At 68.2% G+C, this 26,689-nt stretch carries 21 protein-coding genes; 8 read left to right on the top strand and 13 right to left on the bottom strand.

Annotation, left to right across the window (positions count from 1 at the left end):
• Positions 1 to 22 precede the first annotated feature (22 nt).
• The 4 genes from Q9R17_RS04845 to Q9R17_RS04830 all read left to right on the top strand — a co-directional run bounded on the left by Q9R17_RS04845 (position 23) and on the right by Q9R17_RS04830 (position 3,271).
• A complete protein-coding gene (locus Q9R17_RS04845) occupies positions 23 to 220 on the top strand; it encodes a zinc-finger domain-containing protein (RefSeq protein ID WP_005410967.1) in 198 nt (65 codons plus the stop codon).
• Positions 221 to 233: 13 nt separating this feature from the next.
• The gene (locus Q9R17_RS04840; RefSeq protein ID WP_308157310.1) at positions 234 to 1,349 is read left to right on the top strand and encodes a glycosyltransferase; all 1,116 of its coding nucleotides are present in this window, start codon (positions 234 to 236) and stop codon (positions 1,347 to 1,349) included.
• Positions 1,330 to 2,646: an O-antigen ligase family protein gene (locus tag Q9R17_RS04835; RefSeq protein WP_308157309.1), complete on the top strand. Its 1,317-nt coding sequence runs from the start codon at positions 1,330 to 1,332 to the stop codon at positions 2,644 to 2,646. The genes Q9R17_RS04840 and Q9R17_RS04835 overlap by 20 nt, the downstream gene beginning before the upstream one ends.
• A 175-nt stretch (positions 2,647 to 2,821) precedes the next feature.
• Positions 2,822 to 3,271, top strand: coding sequence for a transposase (locus Q9R17_RS04830; protein ID WP_308157308.1), 450 nt, complete (start codon positions 2,822 to 2,824; stop codon positions 3,269 to 3,271).
• Between the two features lie 707 nt (positions 3,272 to 3,978).
• Here Q9R17_RS04830 and Q9R17_RS04825 read toward each other — a convergent pair.
• A complete protein-coding gene (locus Q9R17_RS04825) occupies positions 3,979 to 4,896 on the bottom strand; it encodes an LpxL/LpxP family Kdo(2)-lipid IV(A) lauroyl/palmitoleoyl acyltransferase (protein ID WP_308157307.1) in 918 nt (305 codons plus the stop codon).
• A 73-nt stretch (positions 4,897 to 4,969) separates the two neighbouring features.
• On the opposite strand from Q9R17_RS04825, the gene waaA reads away from it, so the two are divergent.
• Positions 4,970 to 6,274: a lipid IV(A) 3-deoxy-D-manno-octulosonic acid transferase gene (waaA, locus tag Q9R17_RS04820; RefSeq protein WP_308157306.1), complete on the top strand. Its 1,305-nt coding sequence runs from the start codon at positions 4,970 to 4,972 to the stop codon at positions 6,272 to 6,274.
• A gap of 73 nt (positions 6,275 to 6,347) precedes the next feature.
• Here the strand turns inward: waaA and Q9R17_RS04815 are convergent, their stop codons facing one another.
• The 3 genes from Q9R17_RS04815 to Q9R17_RS04805 all read right to left on the bottom strand — a co-directional run bounded on the left by Q9R17_RS04815 (position 6,348) and on the right by Q9R17_RS04805 (position 9,204).
• Positions 6,348 to 7,709, bottom strand: a complete 1,362-nt coding sequence (locus Q9R17_RS04815; protein WP_308157305.1) for a TolC family outer membrane protein — start codon at positions 7,707 to 7,709, stop codon at positions 6,348 to 6,350.
• Positions 7,710 to 7,725: 16 nt separating this feature from the next.
• Positions 7,726 to 8,373: a protein-L-isoaspartate O-methyltransferase gene (locus Q9R17_RS04810; protein WP_308157304.1), complete on the bottom strand. Its 648-nt coding sequence runs from the start codon at positions 8,371 to 8,373 to the stop codon at positions 7,726 to 7,728.
• Positions 8,374 to 8,514: 141 nt separating this feature from the next.
• Positions 8,515 to 9,204, bottom strand: a complete 690-nt coding sequence (locus tag Q9R17_RS04805; RefSeq protein ID WP_308157303.1) for a TetR/AcrR family transcriptional regulator — start codon at positions 9,202 to 9,204, stop codon at positions 8,515 to 8,517.
• A 122-nt stretch (positions 9,205 to 9,326) separates the two neighbouring features.
• Here Q9R17_RS04805 and Q9R17_RS04800 point away from each other — a divergent pair, with 122 nt between their 5' ends.
• On the top strand, positions 9,327 to 10,475 hold the full coding sequence (locus Q9R17_RS04800; RefSeq protein WP_308157302.1) for an efflux RND transporter periplasmic adaptor subunit: 1,149 nt from the start codon (positions 9,327 to 9,329) through the stop codon (positions 10,473 to 10,475).
• A 4-nt stretch (positions 10,476 to 10,479) separates the two neighbouring features.
• Positions 10,480 to 13,650: an efflux RND transporter permease subunit gene (locus Q9R17_RS04795; RefSeq protein WP_308157301.1), complete on the top strand. Its 3,171-nt coding sequence runs from the start codon at positions 10,480 to 10,482 to the stop codon at positions 13,648 to 13,650.
• Positions 13,651 to 14,184: 534 nt separating this feature from the next.
• On the opposite strand, the gene leuB is transcribed toward Q9R17_RS04795, so the two are convergent.
• The 9 genes from leuB to ilvC all read right to left on the bottom strand — a co-directional run bounded on the left by leuB (position 14,185) and on the right by ilvC (position 23,859).
• Entirely contained in the window at positions 14,185 to 15,246 is a 1,062-nt protein-coding gene (gene leuB, locus Q9R17_RS04790; protein WP_308157300.1) for a 3-isopropylmalate dehydrogenase, read from the bottom strand.
• Positions 15,236 to 15,814 (bottom strand): 3-isopropylmalate dehydratase small subunit, encoded by a 579-nt coding sequence (gene leuD / locus Q9R17_RS04785; RefSeq protein WP_308157299.1) that lies wholly within the window; start codon positions 15,812 to 15,814, stop codon positions 15,236 to 15,238. Before leuD ends, leuB begins: the two co-directional genes overlap by 11 nt.
• On the bottom strand, positions 15,814 to 17,232 hold the full coding sequence (gene leuC / locus Q9R17_RS04780; RefSeq protein WP_308157298.1) for a 3-isopropylmalate dehydratase large subunit: 1,419 nt from the start codon (positions 17,230 to 17,232) through the stop codon (positions 15,814 to 15,816). The genes leuD and leuC overlap by 1 nt, the downstream gene beginning before the upstream one ends.
• A gap of 55 nt (positions 17,233 to 17,287) precedes the next feature.
• A complete protein-coding gene (locus Q9R17_RS04775; RefSeq protein WP_308157297.1) occupies positions 17,288 to 18,067 on the bottom strand; it encodes a class I SAM-dependent methyltransferase in 780 nt (259 codons plus the stop codon).
• Positions 18,068 to 18,078: 11 nt separating this feature from the next.
• The gene (locus tag Q9R17_RS04770) at positions 18,079 to 19,659 is read right to left on the bottom strand and encodes a 2-isopropylmalate synthase (protein ID WP_308157296.1); all 1,581 of its coding nucleotides are present in this window, start codon (positions 19,657 to 19,659) and stop codon (positions 18,079 to 18,081) included.
• Entirely contained in the window at positions 19,656 to 20,759 is a 1,104-nt protein-coding gene (locus Q9R17_RS04765; protein WP_308157295.1) for a threonine dehydratase, read from the bottom strand. The genes Q9R17_RS04770 and Q9R17_RS04765 overlap by 4 nt, the downstream gene beginning before the upstream one ends.
• 96 nt (positions 20,760 to 20,855) lie before the next feature.
• Positions 20,856 to 21,122, bottom strand: coding sequence for an ACT domain-containing protein (locus Q9R17_RS04760; RefSeq protein ID WP_308157294.1), 267 nt, complete (start codon positions 21,120 to 21,122; stop codon positions 20,856 to 20,858).
• Entirely contained in the window at positions 21,106 to 22,845 is a 1,740-nt protein-coding gene (gene ilvG, locus Q9R17_RS04755; protein ID WP_308157293.1) for an acetolactate synthase 2 catalytic subunit, read from the bottom strand. Before ilvG ends, Q9R17_RS04760 begins: the two co-directional genes overlap by 17 nt.
• Positions 22,846 to 22,884: 39 nt before the next feature.
• A complete protein-coding gene (ilvC, locus tag Q9R17_RS04750) occupies positions 22,885 to 23,859 on the bottom strand; it encodes a ketol-acid reductoisomerase (protein ID WP_308157292.1) in 975 nt (324 codons plus the stop codon).
• Between the two features lie 659 nt (positions 23,860 to 24,518).
• On the opposite strand from ilvC, the gene ggt reads away from it, so the two are divergent.
• On the top strand, positions 24,519 to 26,237 hold the full coding sequence (gene ggt / locus Q9R17_RS04745; protein WP_308157291.1) for a gamma-glutamyltransferase: 1,719 nt from the start codon (positions 24,519 to 24,521) through the stop codon (positions 26,235 to 26,237).
• The last annotated feature ends 452 nt before the right edge of the window (positions 26,238 to 26,689 follow it).

Below are 26,689 nucleotides of genomic sequence, written 5' to 3'. Positions count from 1 at the left end.
CACTTCGTTTCCGACACCCGCCATGAGCCATACCGCCACTGCGCCCGCCAACGCCGAGAAGCGCTACACCGTGCACCGCAGCGACCTGCCGCTGAGCTGCCCGACCCCGGAAATGGCGCTGTGGAACTCGCACCCGCGCGTGTACCTGCCGATCGAAGACGAACCCAACGGTGAAGCGCAGTGCCCCTACTGCGGTTCGGTGTTCGTGCTGGCCGACTGACCGGCCCCCGTCGATGCGCCGGTTGACCGTGGTGCAGTTGCTGCCGGCGCTGCACTCCGGCGGCGTTGAACGTTCCACCCTGGAAATCGCTGCGGCACTGGCCGCTGCCGGCCATCGTGCGCTGGTGGTCTCGGCCGGTGGGCGGCTGGTGCAGCCCCTGCTGGACAGCGGTGCCGAGCACCTGACCCTGGATATCGGCCGCAAGTCGCCGTGGACCCTGCGCCACCTGCCGACCCTGCGCCGCCTGTTCGCCGAGATCGGCGCCGACATCGTCCACGCGCGTTCGCGCCTGCCGGCCTGGCTGGGCCTGTATGCGATCCGGGCCATGCCCGCTGCGCAGCGTCCGCATTGGGTCACCACCGTGCACGGGCTCAATTCCCCCAGCCGCTACAGTGCCGTGATGACCAGCGGTGAGCGGGTCATCTGCGTGTCCGATACCGTGCGCGATTACGTGCGTCGGCATTACCCCACCGTGCCCGCACAGAACCTGCAGGTGATTCCGCGCGGGGTGGACGTGGCGCAGTTCCCGCGTGTGGCGGGCGGCGATCGCCGCCCGCGGCTGGCACTGGCGGCCGACTTCCCGTGGCTGGCGGCGGTGGATGGCCCGCTGCTGCTGCTGCCTGGCCGCGGTACGCGCCTGAAGGGCCACACCCATGCGCTGCAGCTGCTGGCCCAGGTGCGCGCGGCCGGCGTGCCGGCACAGCTGTGGATGCTGGGTACCGATGAGCCCGGGCGCGAGCGCTATGTCGCTGAGCTGCGCCAGCAGGCGGCGGCGCTGGGCGTGGCGGAGGCGCTGCATGTCAGCGCGCCCACCGCCCGGATCGCCCAGGCCTATGCGGCCAGCGACCTGGTGCTGCAGCTGTCGGACAAACCCGAAGCCTTCGGCCGTACCGTGGTGGAGGCGCTGTCTGTCGGCCGCCCGGTACTGGGCTGGGACCATGGCGGTGTCGGTGAACTGCTGCACCGGTTGCAGCCGGGCGGTGCCGTCACGCTGGGCGACCTGCCGGCCCTGCGCGACCGTGCAATGGCGCTGCTGGCCGCCCCCCCGTCGCTCCCTGGCCGTATCCCGTTTACTCTGCAGGCCATGCAGCGTGACACCCTTCGCCTCTATGCCGACCTTGCCGGCTGACCTGCCCGTGCCCGATGACCGTGCCGGACGCTGGGCCCCGTGGTGGGTACTGGCCTTTGTCGCGTTGTGGCCGTTGCCCGGCGTCGCCGAGAGCGTGCTGGTGCTGGGGGCCCTGTATGCGGCCGGCCGCATGCTGCTGCGCCGCCTGCGGCGGCAACCGCGCCTGCTCAGCCCGGCGGCCTGGGCACTGACCTCGATCCTGTTCCTGGGGTATTGGCTGCCGCAGGCCTTGTCCGCCTTTGGCGCCGTGGACCCGGCCGTGGCCTGGGGCAAGGCGGCCGGGGGCCTGCGCTACCTGCCTTTCATGTGGCTGGTGGCGATTGCCGTGGCCACGCCGCAGCGGCGGTCCCGCGTACTGGGCGGGCTGGCGATCATCACCGCGGCATGGACCCTGGACGCACTGGTGCAGGCCGTGGCCGGTACCAGCCCCTGGTTCTGGTCGCTGGACCACCTCAAGCAGCTGGCGGGCGGGCACACCCTGTGCCCGGCGGCCGAAGCCGCCGCGGCTGATCGCCTCAGCGGCGTGCTGGGGCCGTGCAACCTGAAGTTCGGGCAGGTACTGGCCAGCCTGTCCCCGTTCCTGCTGCTGCCGGTGGCGCAGCGCTGGGGGGCGTGGGGATGGGCGTTGGTGGCCGCAGCGCTGGGGGCGGTTCTGCTGCTGGCCGGCTCGCGTGCCTCGTGGATCACCTTCGCGCTGGTGCTGGCATACAGCGGCGTGCGCCTGATGGGCTGGAAGCGCCTGGTGCTGCTGGCGTTGGCCGGCGTGGCCGGGGCCAGCGTGCTGGCGGCAACGGTGCCGCAGGTGCGCGAGCGCGTGGCGCGTACGGCGATGGCCCTGCAGGGCGGCCCGCAGGGCATGGATGAGGCATTGTCCGGGCGTGGGCGGATCTGGAGTGCGGCGGGCTGCATGATCCAGGAACACCCGATCAACGGTGTGGGCGCGCGCGGCTTCCGCGATGCCTATCCGGCCTGCGTGGCCGGGCAGGGGCCGGCCGTGTGGGGGGAAGCGCCCGCGCTGCATGCGCACCAGATCGTGCTGGAGATCCTGGCCGAAACCGGCATCATCGGCCTGTTGTTGTGGCTGGCCGCCGCCGCCCAGGCCTGGCGCGCCTGGCGCTATGCCCCACCGCAGGCGCGCGAACGCGCACGCCCGGCCATGCTGGCGCTGGCGGTGCACGTGTTCCCGTTGAACACCCATCTGGCCTTCTATTCGACCTTCTGGGGCGGCGTGACCGTGCTGCTGGCCGCGCTCTATGCCGGCAGCCTGCTGGCCCGCGACGAAGCGCACCGCCCCTGACTGTGTAGATCCACGCCATGCGTGGATGGAGCTTTCCCGACCGTGCGTGGTCGCAGGCATCACGCCATCCAGGCATGGCCTGGATCTACCCGGAATCCATCGGCCGGCGTTTCCTGACCTGCGTGCGGTGCGTTCTCCAATGGAGCCTGCAATGCCGGCGCGGCACGCTGGCGTCATGGCCAGCCCTCGTCTTCGCTACGGTCGTTACGTCCAGACCGGCAACGTCTATTCGCTGACGACGGTGACCGCCCAGCGCGCGCCCTTCTTCTCCGATCCTGGCAACGCCACATTGCTGGTGGAGGCCCTGCGGCAGGTGGAAGCGAGAGGATTCAGTCACAGCCTGGCCTGGGTGGTCATGCCGGACCACCTGCATTGGCTGATGCAGCTGCGTGCGGGAACACTGGCGGGATGCATGAACCTGCTGAAGTCACGCAGCGGCCGTCTGATCAATCAACGCATGGGGCGACAGGGAGCGCTCTGGCAGCATGGATTTCATGATCACGCGATACGCAGTGATGAATCGTTGTTGGAGCATGCCGCGTACATCCTCGCCAATCCGGTCCGGGCGGGCCTGGTAGGCGCGCTGGACGAGTATCCCCACGCCTGGTCGCGCTGGTCCGTGTAGATCCACGCCATGCGTGGATGGGGCTTTCCCGACCGTGCGTGGTCGCAGGCATCGCGCCATCCAGGCATGGCCTGGATCTACCCGGAAGGCGATGTAGATCCACGCCACGCGTGGATGGGGCTTTCCCGGTACTGCGTGATCGCAGGCGTTACGTATCCAGGCATGGCCTGGATCTACCCGGAAGGCGATGTAGATCCACGCCATGCGTGGATGGAGCTTTCCCGACGGTGCGTGATCGCAGGCGGCACGCCATCCAGGCATGGCCTGGATCTACCCGGGGGGCGATGTAGATCCACGCCATGCGTGGATGGGGCTTTCCCGATATTGCGTGATCGCAGGCGGCACGTATCCAGGCATGGCCTGGATCTACCCGGGGGGCGATGTAGATCCACGCCACGCGTGGATGGGGCTTTCCCGACCGTGCGTGATCGCAGGCATCACGCCATCCAGGCATGGCCTGGATCTACCCGGGGGGCGATGTAGATCCACGCCATGCGTGGATGGGGCTTTCCCGATATTGCGTGATCGCAGGCGGCACGTATCCAGGCATGGCCTGGATCTACCCGGGGGCGATGTAGATCCACGCCATGCGTGGATGGGGCTTTCCCGACCGTGCGTGATCGCAGGCATCACGCCATCCAGGCATGGCCTGGATCTACCCGGGGGCGGATCCACGGCCTGGGTGGCGGCGTGCGAGGGGCCCGCAGTCAGCCGTAGAAGTCGCTGCGTCCACCCGGCTGCCGCTTGAAGCGGCGGTGGATCCACAGGTACTGGTCCGGGGCTTCGCGCACCATCTGTTCGATGGCCTGGTTGACCCGGGCGGTATCGGCTTCCACGTCCTGGCTGGGGAAGTCCTCCAGCGGGGCGCCGATCTTCAGGAAGTACTTCCCGCCTTCACGACGGTGGAAATAGGGAATCACCGCGCAACCGGTCATCCGCGCCAGCTGGTGGGTCGCGGTGATGGTGGCGGCGGTCTGGCCGAAGAACGGCACGAACACGGTGTCCTTGCCGCGCATGTCCTGGTCCGGGGCGTACCACAGGAATCCCCCCTTCTTCAGGTGGCGCACGGTCGCGCGGATGTCCTCGTTGGCATACATCGCCTTGGCATAACGCAGGCGGCCGAACTTCACCGCCCATTCGTACACCGGGTTCTTGTGCCGACGGTACATGCCCGACAGCTCGACGTGGTCGCACAGCAGGCGGCCGCACATCTCCAGCGTCATGAAGTGGCCCGATACCAGCAGCACGCCGCGGCCGTCGGCCTGCATGCGTTGCAGGTGCTCCAGGCCCTCCACGTGGACCTGCGGGCGGATGGCATCGATGCTGCCCCACCACGCGCGGGCGAACTCGAAGATACCCACGCCCAGTGCATCGAAGCTCTCACGCAGCAGGCGCTGGCGCCAGGCATCGTCCTTTTCGGGGAAGCACAGCTTCAGGTTCACTTCGGCCGCATGGCGGCGGCTGCCGGCCAGGCGCCAGGCCACGGCCCCCACGACACGGCCCAGCGCACGCTGCACTGCCCACGGCAGGCGGGCGACGGCGAAGGCGCCCAGCATGGCGGCGAACATCGGCCAGTGGCGGGGATCGCGCAGCGATGGGCGGACGGCAGTGGTTGCATCGGACATGCGGGCATTCTACCAACCCTGTCCACGGCCCGGCCGCGTGTCTTTCCCCGGGGCCTCCCGTATCCTTGCCGGCATGCGCAAAGACCCTGTCGAATGGATCCTGCGCGGCCTGTATTCGGCCGTGCTCTACGTGCTGCTGCCGATCACCGTCTACCACCTGGTCTGGCGCGGCTTCCGGGTCCGTGAATATTTCCAGCGCTGGGACGAGCGCTACGCTTCCTACCCTGAATCGAGCTGCCAGCCCCGGGTGTGGCTGCATGCGGTGTCGGTGGGGGAAGTCAACGCGGCCGCACCGCTGGTCAACGCGCTGCGTGCGCTGCGCCCGGACATCCGCTGGGTGATCACCACCATCACGCCCACCGGCTCGGAGCGCGTGCGTGCGCTGTGGGGCGACGCGCAGGGCCTGGATCATGTTTACCTGCCGTACGACGTGCCGGGCAGTGTCGGCCGCTTCCTCGGTCATTTCCGCCCGAGCCTGGCGCTGATCCTGGAAACGGAGCTGTGGCCGAACATGCTGTTCGGCTGCCGTGACCGGGGCATACCGGTGTACATCCTCAATGCACGCCTGTCCGCGCGTTCGCTGCGCGGCTACCGCCTGCTGGCCGCACTGATCCGCCGCGCGCTGTGTACGGTGACCTGCGTGGCCGCACAGTCGGCCGATGATGCCGCGCGCTTCGTGCAGCTGGGGGCGGCACCGGAACAGGTGCAGGCGCTGGGCAACCTGAAGTTCGAGATCGCCACCCCCGATGTCAGCGCGCTGGTGGCCCGTTTCCGGGCCAGCGTGCCTGCGTCACGACCGGTATGGATCGCGGCCAGCACGCATGAAGGCGAAGAGGCGGCCGTGCTGGACCTGCATCGCCGCCTGCGCGCGCGGCACCCGGACCTACTGCTGCTGTGGGCGCCACGGCACCCGGAACGGTTCCCGAAGGTGGAAGCGCTGGCGCGCGAACAGGGCTGCGCGGTGGCCACGCGGCGGGGGCAGCAGTGGCCCGATGCGGCCACCGATGTCTTCGTCATCGATACGCTGGGCGAACTGATGTCGTTCTACGCCTGCGCGCAGGTGGCCTTCGTCGGCGGCAGCCTGCAGCCGATCGGCGGCCACAACCTGCTGGAACCGGCAGCGATGGGCACGCCGGCGGTGACCGGTCCGCACCTGCACAACTTCTCGGAAATCTCACGGCGCATGCGCGAAGCCGGTGCGCTGCTGATCGGCGAGGACGTGCAGGCGGTGGGGGATGCCCTGCAGCAGCTGCTGGATGATGCCGGCCAGCGCGAGACGATGGCGCGTGCCGGTTGCGCGCTGGTGAACAGCGGGCGGGGGGCACTGGCCCGTACCCTGGCATTGGTCGAGCCGCACCTGCCGCCGCCGCGCGGTTGAGCCCGGCGGACATGGCGCAGGCAAGAAAAAACCACCCTTGCGGGTGGTTTTTTCGTTTCGCCCAACCGAGGGATCAGTTGTTGGTCGTGGTCGACGGCGTGCCGGCGTCCAGGGTCAGCAGGCGGTTGATGTCCTGCAGTTCGGCGATGTCCAGCGCACCCACCGACTGGCTCAGCAGCAGGCGGTTCTGCAGGAAGTTGTAGCGGGCCTGCGCGTAATCCAGCTGCGCGGAGAACAGGATGCGCTGGTTCTGGATCACGTCCAGCACGGTGCGGGTACCCACTTCCAGGCCGACCTGGGAAGCGTCATAGGCGCTCTGGGCCGAGACCACCGCCAGGCGGCGGGCTTCCACTTCGCTGATGCCCTGCACCAGGGTCTGATAGGCATTGCGGGTGTTGCGGTCCAGCGCACGGCGCTGCTGCTCGTAGCCGTCCTGGGCGATATCGCGCTGGGCCAGCGCCTGGCGCACGCCGGACTGGGTGGCGCCACCGGCGAAGATCGGCACGTTCAGGGTCAGGCTGATGCTGTTGGTGCGCGCATCCGGCGACTGCGAGGCCGCACCGATGCTGTCACCCCAGTTGGCGCTCTTGCCGGCGCTGGCGCCCAGCGACAGGGTCGGGTAGTGGCCGCCACGGGCCGCCTGCACGCTGGCTTCGGCGGCGCTGACCTTCAGTTCCTGCGCCTTCAGCGCCGGGTTCTGGGCCACCGCTTCCTTCACCAGGGTGTCGATGTTGCCGCGGTTGGCCGGCACTGCCGGGCGGAAGTCGGCCGGCAGGCCCTTCAGGTTCAGCACCGGCTGGCCGGTCAGTTCGGTCAGCGCCTGGTAGTTATCGGCCAGGGTGTTCTGCGCCACGATGGTGTTGGCGCGTGCCTGGTCGTACTGGGCGCGGGCTTCATGCACGTCGGTGATCGGCGCCAGGCCCACTTCCAGGCGCTTGTCGGCGAAGTCGAACTGCTTCTTGGCGGCCGCTTCGTTGGTCTTGGCGGCGTTGAGCGATTCGATCGCCACCAGCACGTTGAAGTAGGCCGCCGAGGTCCGCACGATCAGGCTGTCGTTGGCCGAATCCAGGGTGAAGTCCGCGGCCTTGCTCAGGTCGCGCTGCGCACGCAGGTTGCTGAACTGCGACCAGTTGAACAGGGTCTGCGAGCCCTGGATGGTGTAGTTGCGGCGCTTGTCGGTAGCCGAACCGGAGTTGGCGTCATGGTTCGCTTCGGTGCGCGTGCGGCTCAGCTGGGCCTGGCCGTTGAGCTGCGGCAGCAGGGCGGCACGGGCCTGCACGGCCCCTTCCTTGTCATACAGCCGGGTCGATTCAGCGGCCGACAGCTGCGGATCGCCATTGCGCGCCATTTCGTAGACCTGCAGCAGGTCGGCGGCATGGGCAGACAGCGGCAGCAGGGCAGTGGCCAGCGCAACAGCGAGGGATCGGCGGATCATTGCGGCTTCCTTGGACTCAGAGGTGGAACTGGGGCGCCGGGGCAGCGCCGCGCAGGTAATCGATATCGGTTTCAAACAGGGACTCGGTGCTGCCGTCGGCCTTCACCAGCAGCGCTTCCATGGCCGGCGAACGGCCCTGGATCACGAACAGGCGACCACCCGGACGCAGCCACTGGGCGAACTGTGACGGCACAGTGTCCACGGCGCCAGTGACACAAATCACATCAAAGCGGCGTTCGGTCTGCCAGGCCAGGGCATCGGCCACTTCCACGCGCACGTTGGTGCCCAGGCCGGTGGCGTCCAGGCGCGCACGCGCGGCGGCGGCCAGTTCCGGGTCGATCTCCAGGCTCAGCACGTCGCGCGCCAGCGCGCCGATGCAGGCCGACAGGAAGCCGCTGCCGGTGCCGATTTCCAGCACTTCATCACCCGGCTGCAGGTCCAGCGCCTGCAGGGTGCGGCCTTCGATGACCGGCTTCATCATCTTCTGGCCGTTGCCGATCGGCAGCTCGACATCGGTGTAGGCCAGCGCACGGCGCGCGTCGGCGACGAAGGCCTCGCGCGGCAGGCGGGCCAGAACGTCGAGCACCTTGATGTCCAGCACGTCCCAGGGACGGATCTGCTGTTCCACCATCAGTTCGCGGGCGTGGGAGTAATCGATCGTCATGAGGTTCTAAATCCAGCGCAGTGGGCCGGCCATTTTACCGGTGCCGGAGGCCGGCGGCGCGCCCAGAGCATCGCTTCGGGGGGGCCGGGGATCGCAGTGCCGGAAGTCATCGCGACCTCCGGTTCGTTCAGCTTCGTGGTGTCAGCCCGTCCCGGTCGGCCGTGGCGCATAGGCGCGCAGGAAGAAATCGACACTGGCCGTGACATGGGCATGGGCACTGGCCTGGGCATCGTAACCGACCGGGAGGGGGGGCATGCCGCACATCATATGGGTATGCAGCTCGCCCTTGACCAGGGTCAGCAGCTGCTGGGCCGCCACCTGGGCGTCATCGATCTCCAGTTCGCCCCGCGCGGTGCGGGCCTGCAGGAACGCAGAGACCACCGCGCAGGTGCGCTGCGGGCCGGCCTGCCAGAACAGCTCGCGCAGGCGTTCATCGGTGTCCGGGGACATCATGACCCGCTGCACCGACACCGCCGCATCGGAGGTGATCATGTCGAAGAAGGCCTGGGCGATGCCGATCAGCTGGTCGCGCACCGGCCCTTCGGCGTCGGTCACGAACAGCTCGTCGGGCATCATTTCGATGCATTTCGACTGCACCGCCTGCAGGAACAGGGCTTCCTTGTCGCCGAAATGGCTGTAGACGGTCAGCTTGGACACCCCGGCCAGCGCCGCGATGCTGTCCATGCTCACGCCCGTGTAGCCCTGTTCGGTGAACAGGGTCTTGGCCGCTTCCAGGATCGCCGCGCGCTTGCCCAGGTCCTTGGGACGCCCGGGACCGGCAGCCTTGGCAGCGGGCTTGGCCGACGGTTTGCGGGGAGTGGGGGAAGTCATTGAAACAATACTAGACCAATCGGTTCGATATTTATACTATACCGCTCGGTTTATTAATGGCGCCGCCCCGTCAGGCAGGCTGGCGCTCCGTGGCAGGACCTGTGTTTCCAGGACGTTGACCGATGAAGAGCATGCGCTGGGCAAGCGGTGGGGTGTGGGGGGCTGCGCTGGCAGCCGTGCTGGCAGGGTGCTCCGGGCCGGATGCCGCGCCGCAGGCGGCGGTGCCGGTGCTGGTGGTGCACCCGGCCACCCAGGACGGGCAGGTGGCTGCCGCCTTCCCGGGCGAGGTGCGCGCCCGCCAGGAAAGCCCGATCGCGTTCCGCGTCGGTGGCAATCTGGTCAAGCGCCACGTCGATGCCGGCCAGCGCGTGCACAAGGGGCAGGTGCTGGCGGAACTGGATGTGGCCGATTTCTCGCTGCAGGCCCGCGCCGCGCAGGCGCAGCTGGCCTCGGCCGAAGCGGACTTCATCCGTGCCCGCGATGACCACAAGCGCTATGAGGCCCTGGCCGCGCAGCAGCTGGTCAGCCGTTCGGCGCTGGACCAGCAGACCGCCGCGCTGAAGGCGGCGCAGGGCCAGGTCAATGCGGCCCGCGCCAACTGGGATGTGCAGAAAAACCAGGCCGGCTATGCCGAACTGCGTGCCCCGGCCGACGGCGTGATCGCCAGCCGCGAGGCCGAAGCGGGGCAGGTGGTGTCGGCGGGGCAGACCATCTTCAACCTGGCCGTCGATGGCGCCCGCGAAGTGCAGATCGCGCTGCCCGAAGCCACCCTGCGCGACTATGCGGTGGGCCAGCCGGTGCAGGTGGAACTGTGGAACGCGCCGGGCACCCTGCTGCCGGGCACCCTCCGCGAGATCGCCGCCGGCGCCGATGCACAGACCCGCACCTATGCCACGCGCATCAGCCTGGCACCGGAGGCGCTGGCCAACGTCGAACTGGGCCAGAGCGCACGGGTGTTCAGCACTGCCGGGCGCCACGGCACCCTGCAGCTGCCGCTGGCGGCCCTGCAGCGCGGCAGTGACGGCAAGGCCAGCGTATGGGTGGTCGATCCACAGCGCAGCACCCTCAAGGCCGTCCCGGTGACCACCGGCGCCTACGGCCGCGAGAGCGTGCCGGTGCTGTCCGGTGTGACCGCTGCCGACTGGGTGGTGGCCGCCGGCGGCCATCTGCTGCGTGCCGACCAGGTCGTGACCGCCGTGGACCGCCAGAACCGCCCGGTGGTGCGCGCGCCGGCACCGACCTCCACCGCCGCGCCGCAGGGCAAGGAGTAAGCCCGTGCGCCGCTTCAATCTTTCCGAATGGGCGTTGGCGAACCGCCCGCTGGTGCTGTTCGCCATGCTGGCCTTCGCCCTCATCGGCGCCTGGTCGTACAAGCACCTGGGCCAGTCCGAAGATCCGCCGTTCACCTTCAAGGCGATGGTGGTGCGCACCTTGTGGCCTGGTGCCACCGCCGAGCAGGTGTCGCGGCAGGTGACCGAGCCGATCGAAAAAGCGCTGATGAACACCGGCGAATTCGAGTTCATCCGCTCGTACTCGCGCCCCGGTGAATCGCAGGTCATCTTCATGGCCCGCGACAACATGCGGTCCAAGCAGATTCCGGACCTGTGGTACCAGGTGCGCAAGCGCGTGGGCGACATCCGCGCGACGCTGCCGCGCGAGATCGTCGGCCCGTTCTTCAACGATGAGTTCGGCGATACCTTCGGCAACATCTATGCGTTGACCGGCAAGGGGTTCGACTATGCGGTGATGCGTGACTACGCCGACCGCATCCAGCTGGAGCTGCAGCGCGTGCCCGACGTGGGCAAGGTCGACCTGGTCGGCCTGCAGGACGAGAAGGTGTGGATCGAACTGTCCAACACCAAGCTGGCCACGCTGGGCATTTCCATGCAGCAGGTGCAGCAGGCGCTGGCCGACCAGAATGCGGTCACTGCCACCAGCTTCTTCGAGACTGCCACCGACCGCGTGCAGCTGCGCGTGAGTGGCCAGTTCAACAGCATCGAGGACATCCGTGCCTTCCCGATCCGGGCCAACGGCCGCACGGTGACCCTGGGCGACATCGCCGAGGTGACCCGTGGCTTTGCCGACCCGGCCGCACCGAAGATGCGCTTCATGGGCGAGGAAGCCATCGGCCTGGCCGTGGCGATGAAGGACGGCGGTGACATCCTCAAGCTGGGCAGCAACCTGGATGCCGAATTCGAGCGCCTGCAGAAGACCCTGCCGGCCGGCATGGTGCTGCGCAAGGTGTCCGACCAGCCGCAGGCGGTGGAGGAATCGGTCGGCGAGTTCGTGCACGTGTTGACCGAAGCGGTGGTGATCGTGCTGCTGGTCAGCTTCTTCTCGCTGGGCCTGCGTACCGGCCTGGTGGTGGGCGTGACCATCCCGCTGGTGCTGGCGATGACGTTCTTCGTCATGCACTACTTCGACATCGGCCTGCACAAGATCTCGCTGGGCGCGCTGGTGCTGGCGCTGGGTCTGCTGGTGGACGATGCGATCATCGCGGTGGAAATGATGGCCACCAAGATGGAGCAGGGCTACGACCGCCTGCGCGCGGCCAGCTTCGCCTGGGAATCGACGGCGTTCCCGATGCTGACCGGTACCTTGATTACCGCCGCCGGCTTCCTGCCCATTGCGACGGCCGCTTCCAGCACCGGTGAATACACCCGCTCGCTGTTCCAGGTGGTGACCATCGCCCTGGTGGTGTCCTGGATTGCCGCGGTGCTGTTCATTCCCTACCTGGGCGACAAGATGCTGCCGGACCTGTTCAATCCGCAGCCGCCCAAGCCCGGCAGCGTGGCCGGTCGCTGGCGCGCGCTGCGTCTGCGCTGGGCCGACCGTTACCCGGCGCTGGCCAACCTGCTGCGCCCGGCCGAACATGGCCATGACCACGACCCGTACCAGCGCCCGTTCTACCAGCGCTTCCGCCGCTTCCTCGATGCCTGCCTGCGCCACCGCTGGTGGGTGATCGCCGCGACGATCGCGCTGTTCGTGTTCTCGCTGCTGATGTTCCGCTTCGTGCCGCAGCAGTTCTTCCCCGATTCGACCCGCCCGGAACTGATGGTGGACATCGAACTGGCCGAAGGCGCATCGCTGCGCGCGACCCAGGCCCAGGCCGAGAAGCTGGAAAAGCTGCTGTCCACGCGCGAGGGCATCACCAACTACGTGGCCTACGTGGGCACCGGTTCGCCGCGCTTCTACCTGCCGCTGGACCAGCAGCTGCCGGCGACCAACTTCGCCCAGTTCGTGGTGCTGGCCAAGGATGCCAAGGCCCGCGAGAGCACCCGGGCGTGGCTGCTGCACGAGGTCATTCCGCAGTTCCCCGACCTGCAGATGCGGGTGACGCGCCTGGAGAACGGCCCGCCGGTGGGCTACCCGGTGCAGATGCGCGTGTCCGGCGAGCACATCGAACAGGTGCAGGCCATCGCCCGCCAGGTGGAAGCCAAGGTGCGCGAGAACCCACACGTGGTGAACGTGAACCTGGACTGGAGCGAGCCGAGCAAGGTGGTACGCCTGGTGATCGACCAGGAGCGTGCCCGCGCGCTGGGCGTGAACAGCGCCCAGGTCAGCCAGTTCCTGTCCAGCTCGCTGTCCGGGCAGTCGGTCAGCGTCTACCGCGAAGGCAACCGCCTGATCGAGATGCTGGTGCGCGGCCCGGCCGATGAACGTGCGCAGCTGGACCTGCTGGGCAGCCTGGCCATTCCGACCGGCAACGGCGGCAGCATCAGCCTCTCGCAGGTAGCCAGCCTGGAATACGGCTTCGAGGACGGCATCATCTGGCACCGCAACCGCCTGCCGACGGTGACCGTGCGTGCCGACATCGGCGATGGCATGCAGCCGCTGGACGTGGTGCAGCAGATCCTGCCGACACTCGATGGCATCCGCGCCAACCTGCCCACCGGCTACCTGCTGGAAACCGGCGGCACCGTGGAAGATTCGGCCCGTGGCCAGAACTCGATCAAGGCCGGCATGCCGCTGTTCCTGGTGGTGGTGGCCACGCTGCTGATGCTGCAGCTGCGCAGCTTCTCGCGCGCAGCGATGGTGCTGGTCACCGCGCCGCTGGGCATCATCGGTGCCACGTTGTTCCTGCTGCTGTTCCGGGCGCCGTTCGGCTTCGTGGCGCTGCTGGGCACGATTGCACTGGCCGGCATGATCATGCGCAACTCGGTGATCCTGATCGACCAGATCCAGCAGGACATCGACGCCGGGCACGACCGCTGGCATTCGATCATCGATGCCACGGTGCGCCGCTTCCGCCCGATCGTGCTGACCGCGCTGGCGGCCGTGCTGGCGATGATCCCGTTGTCGCGCAGCGCGTTCTACGGCTCGATGGCGATCTCGATCATGGGCGGCCTGATCGTGGGCACGGTGCTGACGCTGGTATTCCTGCCGGCGCTGTACGCGGCGTGGTTCCGGGTGAAGCCGGATGAGGCCGAGACCACGCAGGGGTGATCGTCCCCGGTAGAGCCACCCCATGGGTGGCTCAGCGGAATGCCTGATGGAAGACAGCCACGCATGGCGTGGCTCTACCAAGGCAGGGCGAAATCCCTGTAGAGCCACCCCATGGGTGGCTGAGCGCAATGCCTGATGGAAGACAGCCACGCATGGCGTGGCTCTACCAAAGCGGCGGTACGGTTCCTGTAGAGCCACCCCATGGGTGGCTCAGCGCCATGCCTGATGGGTAGGCAGCCACGCATGGCGTGGCTCTACCAAGGCAGGACGAGATTCCTGTAGAGCCACCCCATGGGTGGCTGAGCGGGATGCCTGATGGAAGACAGCCACGCATGGCGTGGCTCTACCAAGGCAGGGCGAAATTCCTGTAGAGCCACCCCATGGGTGGCTGAGCGGGATGCTTGATGGAAAGACAGCCACGCATGGCGTGGCGCTACCTGGGCAGGGCGAAGTTCCTGTAGAGCCACCCCATGGGTGGCTCAGCGCCATGCCTGACGGAAAGGCAGCCACGCAGGACGTGGCTGCGCTACCGCATCAGCCCAGCTTGGCCAGCACGGCGTCGGTGGCGGCCGCGGTGCTGACGGCGTGGCCCTTCGCGGCCAGGTCGGCGGTGAACACGCCGTCATCCAGCACCGCATACACGGCGGCTTCCACTGCGGCGGCTTCCGCCTCCAGGCCCAGCGAGTGGCGCAGCAGCATCGCCGCGCTGAAGATCGTTGCGTACGGGTTGGCGATGCCCTTGCCGGCAATGTCCGGTGCCGAACCGTGGATCGGCTCGTAGATGCCCACCGCACCGGCTTCACCCAGCGAGGCCGACGGCAGCAGGCCCAGCGAGCCGGCCAGCATCGAGGCTTCGTCGGTCAGGATGTCGCCGAACATGTTCTCGGTGACGATCACGTCGTACTCGCGCGGCTTGGCCAGCAGGTGCATGGCCATCGAATCGACCAGCTGGTGCTCCAGCGCCACGTCCGGGAACTCCTCGCGGCCGATGCGCGCGGCGACGTCACGCCACAGGCGCGAGGTTTCCAGCACGTTGGCCTTGTCCACCGAAGTGACCTTGCCGCGGCGCTGCCGGGCCAGGCGGAAGGCGCTGCGCAGCACGCGCTCGATCTCGGCCACGGTGTAGCGGCACAGGTCGCTGGCACTGTCGGCATCGCGGGTCTTGTCGCCGAAGTAGATGCCACCGGTCAGTTCGCGCACCACCACGAAATCCACGCCGCGCAGCAGTTCGGCCTTGATCGGCGAGGCGCCCAGCGCGGCCTCATGCGTGCGCACCGGGCGCAGGTTGGCGTACAGGCCCAGTGCCTTGCGGATGGCCAGCAGGCCCTGCTCGGGGCGCACCTTGGCATTGGGGTCGGACCACTTCGGGCCGCCGACGGCGCCCAGCAGTACCGCGTTGGCGGCCTGGCAGGCGGCCAGGGTAGCGGCCGGCAGCGGTTCGCCGTGGCGGTCGATGGCAATGCCACCGATGTCGTGCTCGCTGAAGGTGAAGGTGTGGTTGAAGCGGGTGGCGATGGCCTTCAGGACGGCCACGGCGGCAGCGGCGACTTCCGGGCCGATGCCATCACCGGGCAGGACAACAATTTCAGCGTGCATGCTCACTCTCGTAACGTTCGATGTCAGGGGTGCGGCCCAGCAGGTAGCCCAGCTGGTCGACGCCTTCCAGCAGGCAGGTCTGCGAGAAGCCGTCCAGCGGGAAAGTGTAGACACGGCCATCGGGCGTGCGCAGTTCGCGGGTGGCCACGTCGATGGTCAGTTCATCATCGGGGCGCTGCATCAGCACCTGCACGTCGGCCTCGTCCAGCACGATCGGCAGCAGGCCGTTCTTCAGCGAATTGCCACGGAAGATGTCGGCGATCTCGCTGGACACGATGGCGCGCAGGCCCAGGTCGGTCAGTGCCCAGGGTGCATGCTCGCGCGAGGAGCCGCAGCCGAAGTTGCGCCCGGCCAGCAGGATGCGACGGCCAGCGTTGTGCGGCTGGTTGAAGGCAAAATCGGCCACCGGCGAACCGTCGGCCTGCCAGCGCCAGTCATTGAAGGCGTTGCGGCCCAGGCCGGCACGTTCGGTGGTGGACAGGAACCGTGCCGGAATGATCTGGTCGGTGTCGATGTTGGTCTGGCGCAGCACCACGCTGGCCGAGGTCAGGGTACGGAAACCGGCCATTACGCGACCTCCTGTGCGAACAGTTCGCGGGTGTCGGCCACCTGGCCTTTCACCGCGGCCCAGGCCGCGCTCATCGGCGAGGCCAGCAGGGTGCGCGAACCGGGGCCCTGGCGGCCCTCGAAGTTGCGGTTGCTGGTGCTGACCGCCAGCTGGCCGGGGGCGACCAGATCGCCGTTCATGGCGATGCACATCGAGCAGCCCGGCTCGCGCCATTCGGCACCGGCGGCACGCACGATCTCGTGGATGCCTTCGGCCTCGGCCTGGCGCTTGACGATCTCCGAACCCGGCACGACCAGCATGCGCACGCCATCGGCGATGCGGCGGCCGCGCAGCACCTGTGCCACTTCGCGCATGTCGCTCAGGCGGCCGTTGGTGCACGACCCGACGAACACCACGTCCACCGGCGTACCGGCCAGTGCCTTGCCGGCCTGGAAGTGCATGTAGTCCAGGCCCTTCTGCGCGGCGGCATCGTTGGCGGCGGGAATCGGCGCGTCCACGGCGATGGCGGTACCCGGGTGGGTGCCCCAGGTCAGGGTCGGGCGGATGTCGGCCGCATCGATGCGCACCTCCACGTCGAAGCGTGCGCCGTCATCGCTGCGCAGCTGCGACCAGCGGGCCACGGCGGCGTCGAAGTCGGCGCCCTTGGGGCCGCGTGGGGTGGCGGCCACCCAGTCGAAGGTCACCTGGTCCGGGGCCACCATGCCGGCACGTGCGCCGGCTTCGATGGACATGTTGCACAGGGTCATGCGCTGTTCCATGTCCATCGCTTCGATGGTGCTGCCACGGTATTCGATCACGTGGCCGGTACCACCGTTCACGCCGATCACGCCGATGATGTGCAGCACGACGTCCTTGGCGCCCACGCCGGGGGCCAGTTCGCCATCGACGGTGATCGACAGCGTCTTTGCCTTGCGCTGCAGCAGGCACTGCGTGGCCAGCACGTGGCCGACTTCGCTGGTGCCGATGCCGAAGGCCAGCGAACCGAACGCACCGTGGGTGGAGGTGTGGCTGTCGCCGCAGACGATGGTCATGCCCGGCTGGGTGAAGCCCTGTTCCGGGGCGATGACATGGACGATGCCGCGGTTGTCCGAGGCCATGTCGAACAGCTCGATGCCGTACTCGGCGCAGTTGCGCGCCAGCAGGGCCACCTGTGCCTCGGAGGCGGCGCTGGCGTAGGGCAGGGTGCCATCGGCGCGGGCCGGCAGGGTCGGCGTGGAATGGTCCATCGTCGCCTTGGTGCGGTCGGGCCGGCGCGGGGCCAGGCCGCGTTCGCGCAGTTCGGTGAAGGCCTGCGGCGAGGTGACCTCATGGATCAGGTGCAGATCGATGTACAGCACGGCGGGGGCGCTGTCGGATTCAGGGACGACCACGTGGGCGTCCCACAGCTTGTCGTACAGGGTGCGGGGTGCGGAAGTCATGCGTTTGCCTGGCAGAAGTACGAAGTAACAGACATCGGGAGAGATACGATAAAGCTCAACGGCGCCGGGCGAGCACGCGCAGCCGCACATAGTCGGCCAGGGCCTGGCCCTGCGCGTTGCGCGGCAGGTCGTCGAGCAGGGTTGTCGCGGCGCTGCGGACGGTCGCACGGATCTCGGCCGGCAGGTCGTCCAGCAGCGGGGCGGCGAACACGCGCAGCCAGCCGGCCACACCGGTCGGCAGCGGGGTCGGGCGCGGCAGGGTTTCGATCAGCTGCACCTGGAAGCCATGCTGGCGCAGCCGGTCGGCATAGGCCTCGGCGGTGGGGAAATACCACTGGAAGGTGCTGGTGCCATGGCCATGGGCCACGCGTGCGGCCTGCACGGCGGCAACGATCGACGCCACGTTGCCATGGCCACCGAACTCGGCGACGAAACGCCCGCCCGGGCGCAGCGCCCGACGCACGCCTTCCAGCACGCGGTCGGGGTTGCCCATCCAGTGCAGAGCGGCGTTGCTGAACACCGCGTCGAACTGGCCGTCAAACGCCAGTGCGTGGCCGTCCATCACCTGGGCATCGACACCACGTGCGCGGGCGGCGATGACCAGTTCCGGCGAGGCATCCACGCCGGTGATGCGGGCACCACTGAGGGCCAGTTCGGTGGTGAGCACGCCATCGCCACAGCCCAGGTCGAGGATGCGTTCGCCTGCACGCGGGTCCAACAGGCGCGCCACCGCGCCGCCGAGCAGCGGCACGAAGCCGGCATCGATCGCATAGTCCTGGGCATTCCAGTGCTGGCCGGCAGCGCTGGCCGCAGCGGGGGTGTCGAACGCGCTCATGGCAGAAGTCCTCAGGCAGTGGCGGGGGTGGGGGCCTGCGCGGTGCTGCTGGCGTTGGCCTGGCGCTGGCGCAGCAGGCGGTTGGCCACGTCCAGCCAGGCCAGTGCGGAGGCCTCGATGATGTCGCGGCTGGTGCCGGTGCCGTCGTACTCCACGCCTTCGTGGCGCACGCTCAGGTTGGCTTCGCCGCGGGCATCGGCACCGATGCCGACGCTGTGCACGTGGTAGCTGTCCAGCATCAACTGCACGCCGGTAGCGGCTGACAGCGCGCCGAACAGCGCATCCACCGGGCCGTCGCCCTGTGCGGTTTCGGCCACGCGGTTGCCATCGGGGTCGGACAGTTCGACCAGAGCATTGGCACGGCTGCCGACGTCGCTGATGGTCATCGAGGCCAGGCGGTAGCCCTGCGCGTTGGCGCCGCCCTGCATCAGCGTCTGCAGGTCGGCATCGGTGACCACGCGCTGCTGCTCGCACAGGTTCTTGAACTGCTCGAACACCAGCTTCAGCTCGTCTTCCTCCAGCCAGAAGCCCAGCGCGCGCAGGCGCGATTCGACGGCGGCACGGCCACTGTGGCGGCCCAGCACCATCTGCGAATCTTCCCAGCCCACATCTTCCGGGCGCATGATTTCGTAGGTGCCGCGATGGCGCAGCATGCCGTGCTGGTGGATGCCCGATTCATGGGCGAAGGCATTGGCGCCGACGATGGCCTTGTTGCGCTGTACCGGCATGCCGACCAGGCGCTGCAGCAGCTGCGAGGTGGCGACGATGCGCGGGGTATTGATCGCCGTGTCCTGCTCGTAGAAGGCCTGGCGCACCTTCAGCGCCATGGTGATCTCCTCCAGCGAGCAGTTGCCGGCGCGCTCGCCGATGCCGTTGATGGTGCATTCGACCTGGCGCGCACCGCCTTCGATGGCGGCCAGCGAGTTGGCCACGGCCAGGCCCAGGTCGTTGTGGCAGTGGGCGCTGAAGATCACGTTGGCCGCCCCCGGTACGTCGGCAACACCGGCGATGACCTGCTGGAACATCGCGCGGATTTCCTCCGGCGTGGTGAAGCCCACGGTGTCGGGCAGGTTGATGGTGGTCGCACCGGCGGCGATGGCCACGCGCGCGACTTCGACCAGGTAATCCAGTTCGGTACGGGTGGCATCCTCGGCCGAGAATTCCACATCGTCGATATACGAACGGGCCAGCGCGACATGCTTGCGGACCGAATCCAGCACCTGCTCGCGGGTCATGCGCAGCTTGTGCTCGCGGTGCAGCGGGCTGGTCGACAGGAACACATGCAGGCGCGGGTTGGCCGCCGCTTCCAGGGCACGGGCGGAGGTTTCGATGTCCGCCTGCAGGCAGCGCGACAGGACCGCGAGGGTGGGGCGGCGCAGTTCGCGGCCGATCATCGCCATCGCTTCACGGTCGGACTGCGAGCTGGCCGGGAAGCCGGTCTCGATGATGTCCACGCCCAGTTCGTCCAGCGCACGCGCCATCACCAGCTTCTGCGGCGGGCTCATGCTGCAGCCGGGGGACTGTTCGCCGTCACGCAGGGTGGTATCGAAGATGCGGATGCGCGGGGTGGTAATTCGTTCAATGGTGGTCACAGGGAGATCTCCTCGACAGCGGGCGTGACGGCGTGCAGGTGGGAAGCGGGGGATGAAGGGGTGGCCGGTGGCCGGGAAACAGGGGCGGCCGCGCGGGCCGGCCGTGGGGTATCGGGGCGGCGACGGCGCGGCTTGCGCGGCGCGCGCGGGCGGATGTCGGTCAGCAGGCCGGCCAGGACGCCGGCATCGATGTTGCCGCCGGATACCACCGCGCACTTGCGGCGGCCGGCGACGCGGCGGCCCGCGGCCAGCGCCAGCGCACCGGCACCTTCGGCGATGACGTGTTCTTCCAGCGCCAGGCGGACCAGGGTTTCGCGCAGCTCGGCCTCGCGCACGATGACCACGTCATCGAGCAGCGAAGCGCACAGCCGGCGGGTCAGGTGGCCGGGTACCTTGACCCGCACGCCATCGGCCAGCGAGGGTACCGGCGCGATCTCGCGCACGTCGCCGCGGATCGCGCGGGCCATCGAATCAACGCCCTCGACCTGGGCGCCGACAATGCGCACGCCCTGCGATTTCAGGGCCAGCGCGACGCCGGAGGCCAGGCCGCCGCCACCGATCGGCACGATCACCACGTCCGGGGCATGCGCGGCCAGCTCGATGCCGACCGTGCCCTGGCCGGCAATCACATCGGCATCGTCGAAGGCGGACAGGAAGCGGTAGCCGTGGCGCTGGGCCAGCTCGACCGCGAAGGCATAGGCCTCGTCGTAGCTGTTGCCGTGCTGGCGGACGGCGGCGCCCCAGTGGGCGACACCGGCGATCTTGGTGGCCGGTGCGCCATGCGGCATCACGGTGATGGCCGGTACGCCCAGGCGGTAGGCGGCCCAGGCCACGCCCTGGGCATGGTTGCCCGCCGAAGCGCAGATGACCGGGCGGGCATCGCCGCGCTCGCGGCCGGCCAGCAGGGCATTCAATGCGCCGCGCACTTTGTAGGAACCGGTGCGCTGCAGGTTCTCCAGCTTCAGCCAGGTGCCGAAGCGCTCTGCATGGTGCAGCGGGGTGGGCGGCAGGAAGCGGCGCAGGCGGGCCTGCGCAGCCAGGACGTCGGCGACGGTTACGTCGCCGACATCGCTTTCCGTGCTGGTGCTAGCGCCCGGCATGGGCCACCGGAAGCGGGCAGGCGACCTGCGGGTGTGGCCACGGGCGGCGAAGAAGACGCCTCCGTACCGGCACCGCAGGCGATACGGTGCGAGCATTCATGACGGTACTCCTTCCACGGCGCTGCTTTCGACGGGGGTGATCCGTACCGAAATGCAGTCGTAGATCTTTTCAATCTGCCGGCACAGCGTCTCCGGCGGGCGCTGGCCATCGACCACCAGCTGCAGGTGCCAGCGGCCATCATCGGCGGCCACCGGCGCACCGGTGATCGCGCGCGGGGCGAAGCCACGGCGTTCGGCCATGCCGATCACGCGCAGCAGTGCGCCTTCGGCGGGCTTCAGCACCAGGTCAAGCCGGTAGTGCATTGACGGACTCCTGTCGGGCATAGGCGGGGTTGGCTTCCAGCATCGTGCTGTTGGCGGTGTTGGGCGGCACCAGCGGCCACACGTTGGCGCGGGCATCGATGGCCACGTGCAGCAGGGCCGGGCCGGGTTCGGCCAGCAGTGCGGCCAGCCCGCCCTCGACATCGTCGCGGGCATCGATGCGGGTGGCGGCGATGCCGAACACCTTGGCCAGGGCGACGAAATCCGGGTTGTCGGACAGGTCGATCTCGCTGTAGCGCTCGGCGAAGAACAGCTCCTGCCACTGCCGCACCATGCCCAGCGAACTGTTGTCCAGCAGCACGATCTTCACCGGCAGGCGGCAGCGGGCGATGGTGGCCAGCTCCTGCACGTTCATCATGAAGCTGCCATCGCCGGACACCAGCACCACGGTGCGTTCGGGGCAGGCGAACTGCGCGCCCATCGCCGCCGGCAGGCCGAAGCCCATCGTGCCCAGTGCGCCGCTGGTCAGGTGGTTGCGCGGGTGGTTGAAGCGGCAGTGCTGGGCCACCCACATCTGGTGCTGGCCGACGTCGCAGGCAATGACGGCATCGCTGGGGGCGATCTCGCTCAGGCGCTTCAGCAGGGCCGGTGCATAGATGTGCGTGCCGGGTGCGTCGTAGCGGGCGGCGAAGCGGTCACGGTGCTGCGCGCAGCGCTTGCGCCAGGCGTCCTGGTGGGCCTTGGGGGAGGGGAAGGCGTCACGCAGGGCGCGGATGGCATGGCCGACATTGCCCGGCACCGCCACGTCGGCGGTGCGCAGCTTGGAGATCTCGTAGGCATCGGCATCGATGTGGACCACGCGTGCGAACGGGGCGAATTCGGCCAGCTTGCCGGTGGCACGGTCATCGAAGCGCGCGCCCAGCACCAGCAGCAGGTCGCAGTCCTGCACGGCCATGTTGGCCGCGCGGGTGCCGTGCATGCCCAGCATGCCCAGTGACTGCGGGTGACTGGCCGGCAGCGCGCCCAGGCCGCGCAGCGTCATCACGGTGGGGATGGCGCTGGCTTCGACGAAGGCACGCAGGTCCTGCACGGCATCGCCCAGGGCGATGCCGCCGCCGGCGTAGACCACCGGCTTCTCGGCCGCGGCAATCGCCGCGATCGCTTCGGCCAGCGCCGCTTCGGCCGGTGCCGGTGGCGGTTCCACATGGGTCGGCACATGCGCCGGCAGATGCCGGGCATCGGCCAGCTGCACATCCTTGGGCAGGTCGATCAGCACCGGGCCCGGACGGCCCTCGCGGGCGACGCGGAACGCATCGGCCAGCACCTGCGGCAGGTCGTCAACGCTGCGCACCAGCCAGCTGTGCTTGACGATGGGCATCGTCAGGCCGAACACATCCAGTTCCTGGAAGGCATCGGTGCCCAGCAGCGGCGTGCCCACCTGGCCGGTGATGCACACCATCGGCACCGAATCGAGCATCGCATCGGCGATGCCGGTGACCAGGTTGGACGCGCCCGGGCCGGAGGTGGCCACGCACACGCCGACGCGGCCACTGGCCCGGGCATAGCCGTTGGCGGCCAGTGCTGCACCCTGCTCGTGGCGCACCAGGATGTGCTTGAGCGACGAGTCCACCAGTGCGTCGTAGAACGGCATGATGGTGCCGCCGGGATAGCCGAACAGGGTCTGCACGCCTTCGGCCTGCAGGGCCTGGGTCAGCCAGCGCGCGCCGTTGGGCGGTGGCGCGCTGCGTTGTGCGGGGTTGTTCATGGGGAACCTTGCGAAGCGGGGGAGAGGGGGGCCGCGTGGTTACGCGGCCTGTCCTTGCAACCAGACCATCTTGGCGCGCAGTTCCTTGCCTACCTTCTCGATCGGGTGTTCCAGATCGGCCTGCTTGAACCGGGTGTAGTTCGGCAGGCCGGCTTCGTACTCGGCCACCCAGTTCTTGGTGAAGGTGCCGTCCTGGATGTCCTTCAGCACCGCCTTCATGCGCTCCTTGGTGCCCGCATCGATCACCCGCGGCCCGCTCACGTAGTCACCGTACTGCGCGGTTTCGGAGATGAATTCGAGCATGCGCGAGATGCCACCTTCGTAGAACAGGTCCACGATCAGCTTCAGTTCGTGCAGCACTTCGTAGTACGCGATTTCCGGCTGGTAACCGGCTTCCACCAGCGTTTCGAAACCCGCCTGCACCAGCGCCGAGGCACCGCCGCACAGCACGGCCTGCTCACCGAACAGGTCGGTTTCGGTTTCTTCCTTGAAGGTGGTCTGGATCAGGTTGGCGCGCGCGCCGCCCAGGCCACCGGCATAGGCCAGCGCGTAGTCGGCGGCCTTGCCGCTCTTGTCCTGGTACACCGCCCAGATGCACGGCACGCCACGACCGATTTCGTATTCGCGGCGCACCAGCGCGCCCGGGCCCTTCGGCGCGACCAGCACCACGTCCAGGTCCTCGCGCGGCACGATCATGTCGAAGTGCACGTTCAGGCCATGGGCGAACAGCAGTACCGCGCCCTGCTTCATGTTCGGCGCCAGCACGTCCTCGTACAGCTTCTTCTGCACCATGTCCGGGGTCAGCACGGCGACCAGGTCGGCGTCCTTCACGGCCTCGGCCGGTGCCTTCACGGTGAAGCCGTCGGCCTGTGCCTTGACCTCGGTGGGACCACCCGGGCGCAGGCCGACCACCACATCGAAGCCGGATTCGCGCAGGTTCAGCGCGTGCGCGCGGCCCTGGCTGCCGTAGCCGATGACAGCGATCTTGGTCTGGGGCAGGTCGTTGGTGCTCATGGGGGAGGTTCCTTGCGAGAGTGGGAAAAAAGAACCGGCCGGGCGTCGTGCAGACGGTCCGGCCGGTCAGGGGTAAGTGGGGAAAACGGCGCCATGCAGCGCACGGGCACAGCCACCACGAGGCGTCGCGGTGGTGCAGGTCCGGGTTTTGCGGTGGGCGGTGTTCATGGTGGTTGCGTCTGTAACCAGGTCCTGAAATGAAAAAACCCGCACCGGGGCGGGTGCGGGTTTCTGATGAGTTCCGGTGTGTCTGTTGCTTACACGCTGGCTCGTCCCGCACCTGTTGGTTGGGTAATAAGTACGAGCACAAGAATCGAACGCAGCGATGCGGCGCCGGTGTCGGCGGCTTCGATGTGGGTTCGCGGTGGTGTGTTGTGATGCAACATGTGATCGAGAGAAACACAGCCATTTCGGTGGTGTCAACCCTCGTCGAGGAATTTTCCATGGTTTCGCTTGCATCCGGCGCAATCGCTTGCGGCACAAGGATGGTTGCCGCTGAAAGTGTTTCGGTGAACCGCAATTCACTCTTTTCGCAGCGTTTTTTGCGCGGATTGCGGAGCATCTGTGGTGGCATTGGCCGGGGCCATGACCTCTGCCGGTTACCCCCGGTGCCGGCAGCAGCGAAGATCGAGGGACCACCCTTCCATCGGAACCCGACCGTGTCCCGACGCCTTGCCCGCAGCCTGCTGGCCGCCGCCGTACTGGCCGCCGTCCCCACCCTGTCCCTGGCGGCCGACCGCATCACCGGCCAGCCCTTCGCCACCCGCTCTGAGGTGATTGCCCCGCATGCCATGGCCGCGACCTCCCAGCCGCTGGCCACCCAGGTCGCCCTGGAGGTGATGAAGGCCGGTGGCTCGGCGGTGGATGCGGCGATCGCCGCCAATGCGGCCCTGGGCCTGATGGAGCCCACCGGCAACGGCATCGGTGGCGACCTGTTCGCCATCGTGTGGGACCCGAAGACGCAGAAGCTGTACGGCTACAACGGCTCGGGCCGCTCGCCGACGTCGCTGACCCTGGCCGAGTTCCAGCGCCGGGGGCTGAAGGAGATCCCGGCCACCGGGCCGCTGCCGGTGTCCGTGCCCGGCGCGGTGGATGGCTGGTTCGCGCTGCACGAGCGCTTCGGCCGCAAGCCGATGGCTGACAACCTGGCCCCGGCCATCCGCTATGCCCGCGACGGGCATCCGGTAGCCGAAGTGATCGCCTACTACTGGGACCGTTCGGTGCCGCGCCTGTCGCAGTACCCCGGCTTCAAGGAGCAGTTCACGATCAATGGCCACGCCCCGCGCAAGGGCGAGATGTGGAAGAACCCGAACCTGGCCAGCACCCTGCAGAAAATCGCCGACGGCGGCCGCGATGCGTTCTACAAGGGCGAGATCGCCCGCACCATCGGCGATTACTTCAAGGCCAATGGTGGTTACCTGAGCTACCAGGACATGGCCGACCACCACGGCGAATGGGTTGAGCCGGTCAGCAGCAACTACCGTGGCTATGACGTGTGGGAGCTGCCGCCGAACAGCCAGGGCATCGCCGCGCTGCAGATCCTCAACGTGCTGGAAGGCTACGATTTCTCGAAGATTCCGTTCGGCTCCCCCGAGCACATCCACCTGTTCGTTGAAGCGAAGAAGCTGGCCTTCGCCGACCGCGCACGCTTCTACGCCGACATGGCCTTCCAGCCGGCGCCGGTGCAGAAACTGATTTCCAAGGAATACGCCGCCCAGCGCCGCGCGCTGATCTCGATGGACAAGGCCCTCAAGGCGGTGCAGCCGGGCACGCCGAAGCAGCTGGAGGAAGGTGACACCATCTACATGACCGTGGCCGACGCTGACGGCATGATGGTGTCGTTGATCCAGTCCAACTACCGGGGCATGGGCAGCGGCATGGCGCCGCCGGGACTGGGCTTCATCCTGCAGGACCGGGGCGAGATGTTCGTGCTGCAGAAGGATCACCCCAACGGCTATGCGCCGGGCAAGCGCCCGTTCCAGACCATCATCCCGGCCTTCATCACCAAGGGCGGCAAGCCGTATGCCAGTTTCGGCGTGATGGGGGGGGCGATGCAGCCGCAGGGCCATGCGCAGATCGTGATGAACCTGGTGGACTTCGGCATGAACCTGCAGGAAGCCGGCGATGCGCCGCGCATCCAGCATGAAGGCTCGACCGAACCGACCGGGCAGGCCACGGCGATGACCGACGGCGGGGAAGTGAACCTGGAAACCGGCTTCCCGTACGAAACCGTGCGTGCGCTGATGCGCAAGGGGCACCGGGTGGTATTTGCCGATGGCCCCTATGGTGGCTACCAGGCGATCCTGCGTGACCCCGAGACCGGCGTGTATTACGGCGCCTCGGAAAGCCGCAAGGATGGGCAGGCGGCGGGGTACTGAGCGAGGATCGACCCGTTGCGGAAGTAGGGCGACGAGTCGCGACCGCCTGTTGTAGATCCACGCCATGCGTGGATGCGCTGTGTCCAACGGCCGAATCATCCGGTCCCGATCGAGTGGCATCCACGCGTGGCGTGGATCTACCGTTCGCTGGCAACGGGGCGAGGCGAAGAGTTGCTGCCGCCTGTTGTAGATCCACGCCATGCGTGGATGCGCTGCGTCCGACGGCCGAATCATCCGGTCCCGATCGAGGGGCATCCACGCGTGGCGTGGATCTACCGTTCGCTGGAAACGGGGCGAGGCGAAGAGTTGCTGCCGCCTGTTGTAGATCCACGCCATGCGTGGATGCGCTGTGTCCGACGGCCGAATCATCCGGTCCCGGTCGAGGGGCATCCACGCGCGGTGGGGATCTACCGCTCGCTGGAAACGGGGCGGGGCGAGTAGTTGCGACCGCC

Origin of the sequence: Stenotrophomonas sp. 24(2023) (assembly GCF_030913365.1) — a bacterium.
Taxonomy (GTDB): domain Bacteria; phylum Pseudomonadota; class Gammaproteobacteria; order Xanthomonadales; family Xanthomonadaceae; genus Stenotrophomonas.
Note: the sequence above shows the minus strand (reverse complement) of the source record. Positions and strands in the feature narration are given on the sequence as shown.

Bases quoted from the DNA above. Each gene is read 5' to 3' on its own strand.
- Q9R17_RS04775 (WP_308157297.1), bottom strand. From the start codon at position 18,067: ATGAGCGCGTTCGACACCCCCGCTGCGGCCAGCGCTGCCGGCCAGCAC.
- Q9R17_RS04805 (WP_308157303.1), bottom strand. From the start codon at position 9,204: ATGACTTCCCCCACTCCCCGCAAACCGTCGGCCAAGCCCGCTGCCAAG.
- Q9R17_RS04845 (WP_005410967.1), top strand. From the start codon at position 23: ATGAGCCATACCGCCACTGCGCCCGCCAACGCCGAGAAGCGCTACACC.
- ilvG (WP_308157293.1), bottom strand. From the start codon at position 22,845: ATGAACAACCCCGCACAACGCAGCGCGCCACCGCCCAACGGCGCGCGC.
- leuB (WP_308157300.1), bottom strand. From the start codon at position 15,246: ATGCACGCTGAAATTGTTGTCCTGCCCGGTGATGGCATCGGCCCGGAA.
- Q9R17_RS04810 (WP_308157304.1), bottom strand. From the start codon at position 8,373: ATGACGATCGATTACTCCCACGCCCGCGAACTGATGGTGGAACAGCAG.
- Q9R17_RS04825 (WP_308157307.1), bottom strand. From the start codon at position 4,896: ATGTCCGATGCAACCACTGCCGTCCGCCCATCGCTGCGCGATCCCCGC.
- waaA (WP_308157306.1), top strand. From the start codon at position 4,970: ATGCGCAAAGACCCTGTCGAATGGATCCTGCGCGGCCTGTATTCGGCC.
- Q9R17_RS04815 (WP_308157305.1), bottom strand. From the start codon at position 7,709: ATGATCCGCCGATCCCTCGCTGTTGCGCTGGCCACTGCCCTGCTGCCG.
- Q9R17_RS04840 (WP_308157310.1), top strand. From the start codon at position 234: ATGCGCCGGTTGACCGTGGTGCAGTTGCTGCCGGCGCTGCACTCCGGC.
- Q9R17_RS04835 (WP_308157309.1), top strand. From the start codon at position 1,330: ATGCCGACCTTGCCGGCTGACCTGCCCGTGCCCGATGACCGTGCCGGA.
- Q9R17_RS04800 (WP_308157302.1), top strand. From the start codon at position 9,327: ATGAAGAGCATGCGCTGGGCAAGCGGTGGGGTGTGGGGGGCTGCGCTG.
- leuC (WP_308157298.1), bottom strand. From the start codon at position 17,232: ATGACTTCCGCACCCCGCACCCTGTACGACAAGCTGTGGGACGCCCAC.
- Q9R17_RS04765 (WP_308157295.1), bottom strand. From the start codon at position 20,759: ATGCCGGGCGCTAGCACCAGCACGGAAAGCGATGTCGGCGACGTAACC.
- leuD (WP_308157299.1), bottom strand. From the start codon at position 15,814: ATGGCCGGTTTCCGTACCCTGACCTCGGCCAGCGTGGTGCTGCGCCAG.
- ilvC (WP_308157292.1), bottom strand. From the start codon at position 23,859: ATGAGCACCAACGACCTGCCCCAGACCAAGATCGCTGTCATCGGCTAC.
- Q9R17_RS04830 (WP_308157308.1), top strand. From the start codon at position 2,822: ATGGCCAGCCCTCGTCTTCGCTACGGTCGTTACGTCCAGACCGGCAAC.
- Q9R17_RS04760 (WP_308157294.1), bottom strand. From the start codon at position 21,122: ATGCACTACCGGCTTGACCTGGTGCTGAAGCCCGCCGAAGGCGCACTG.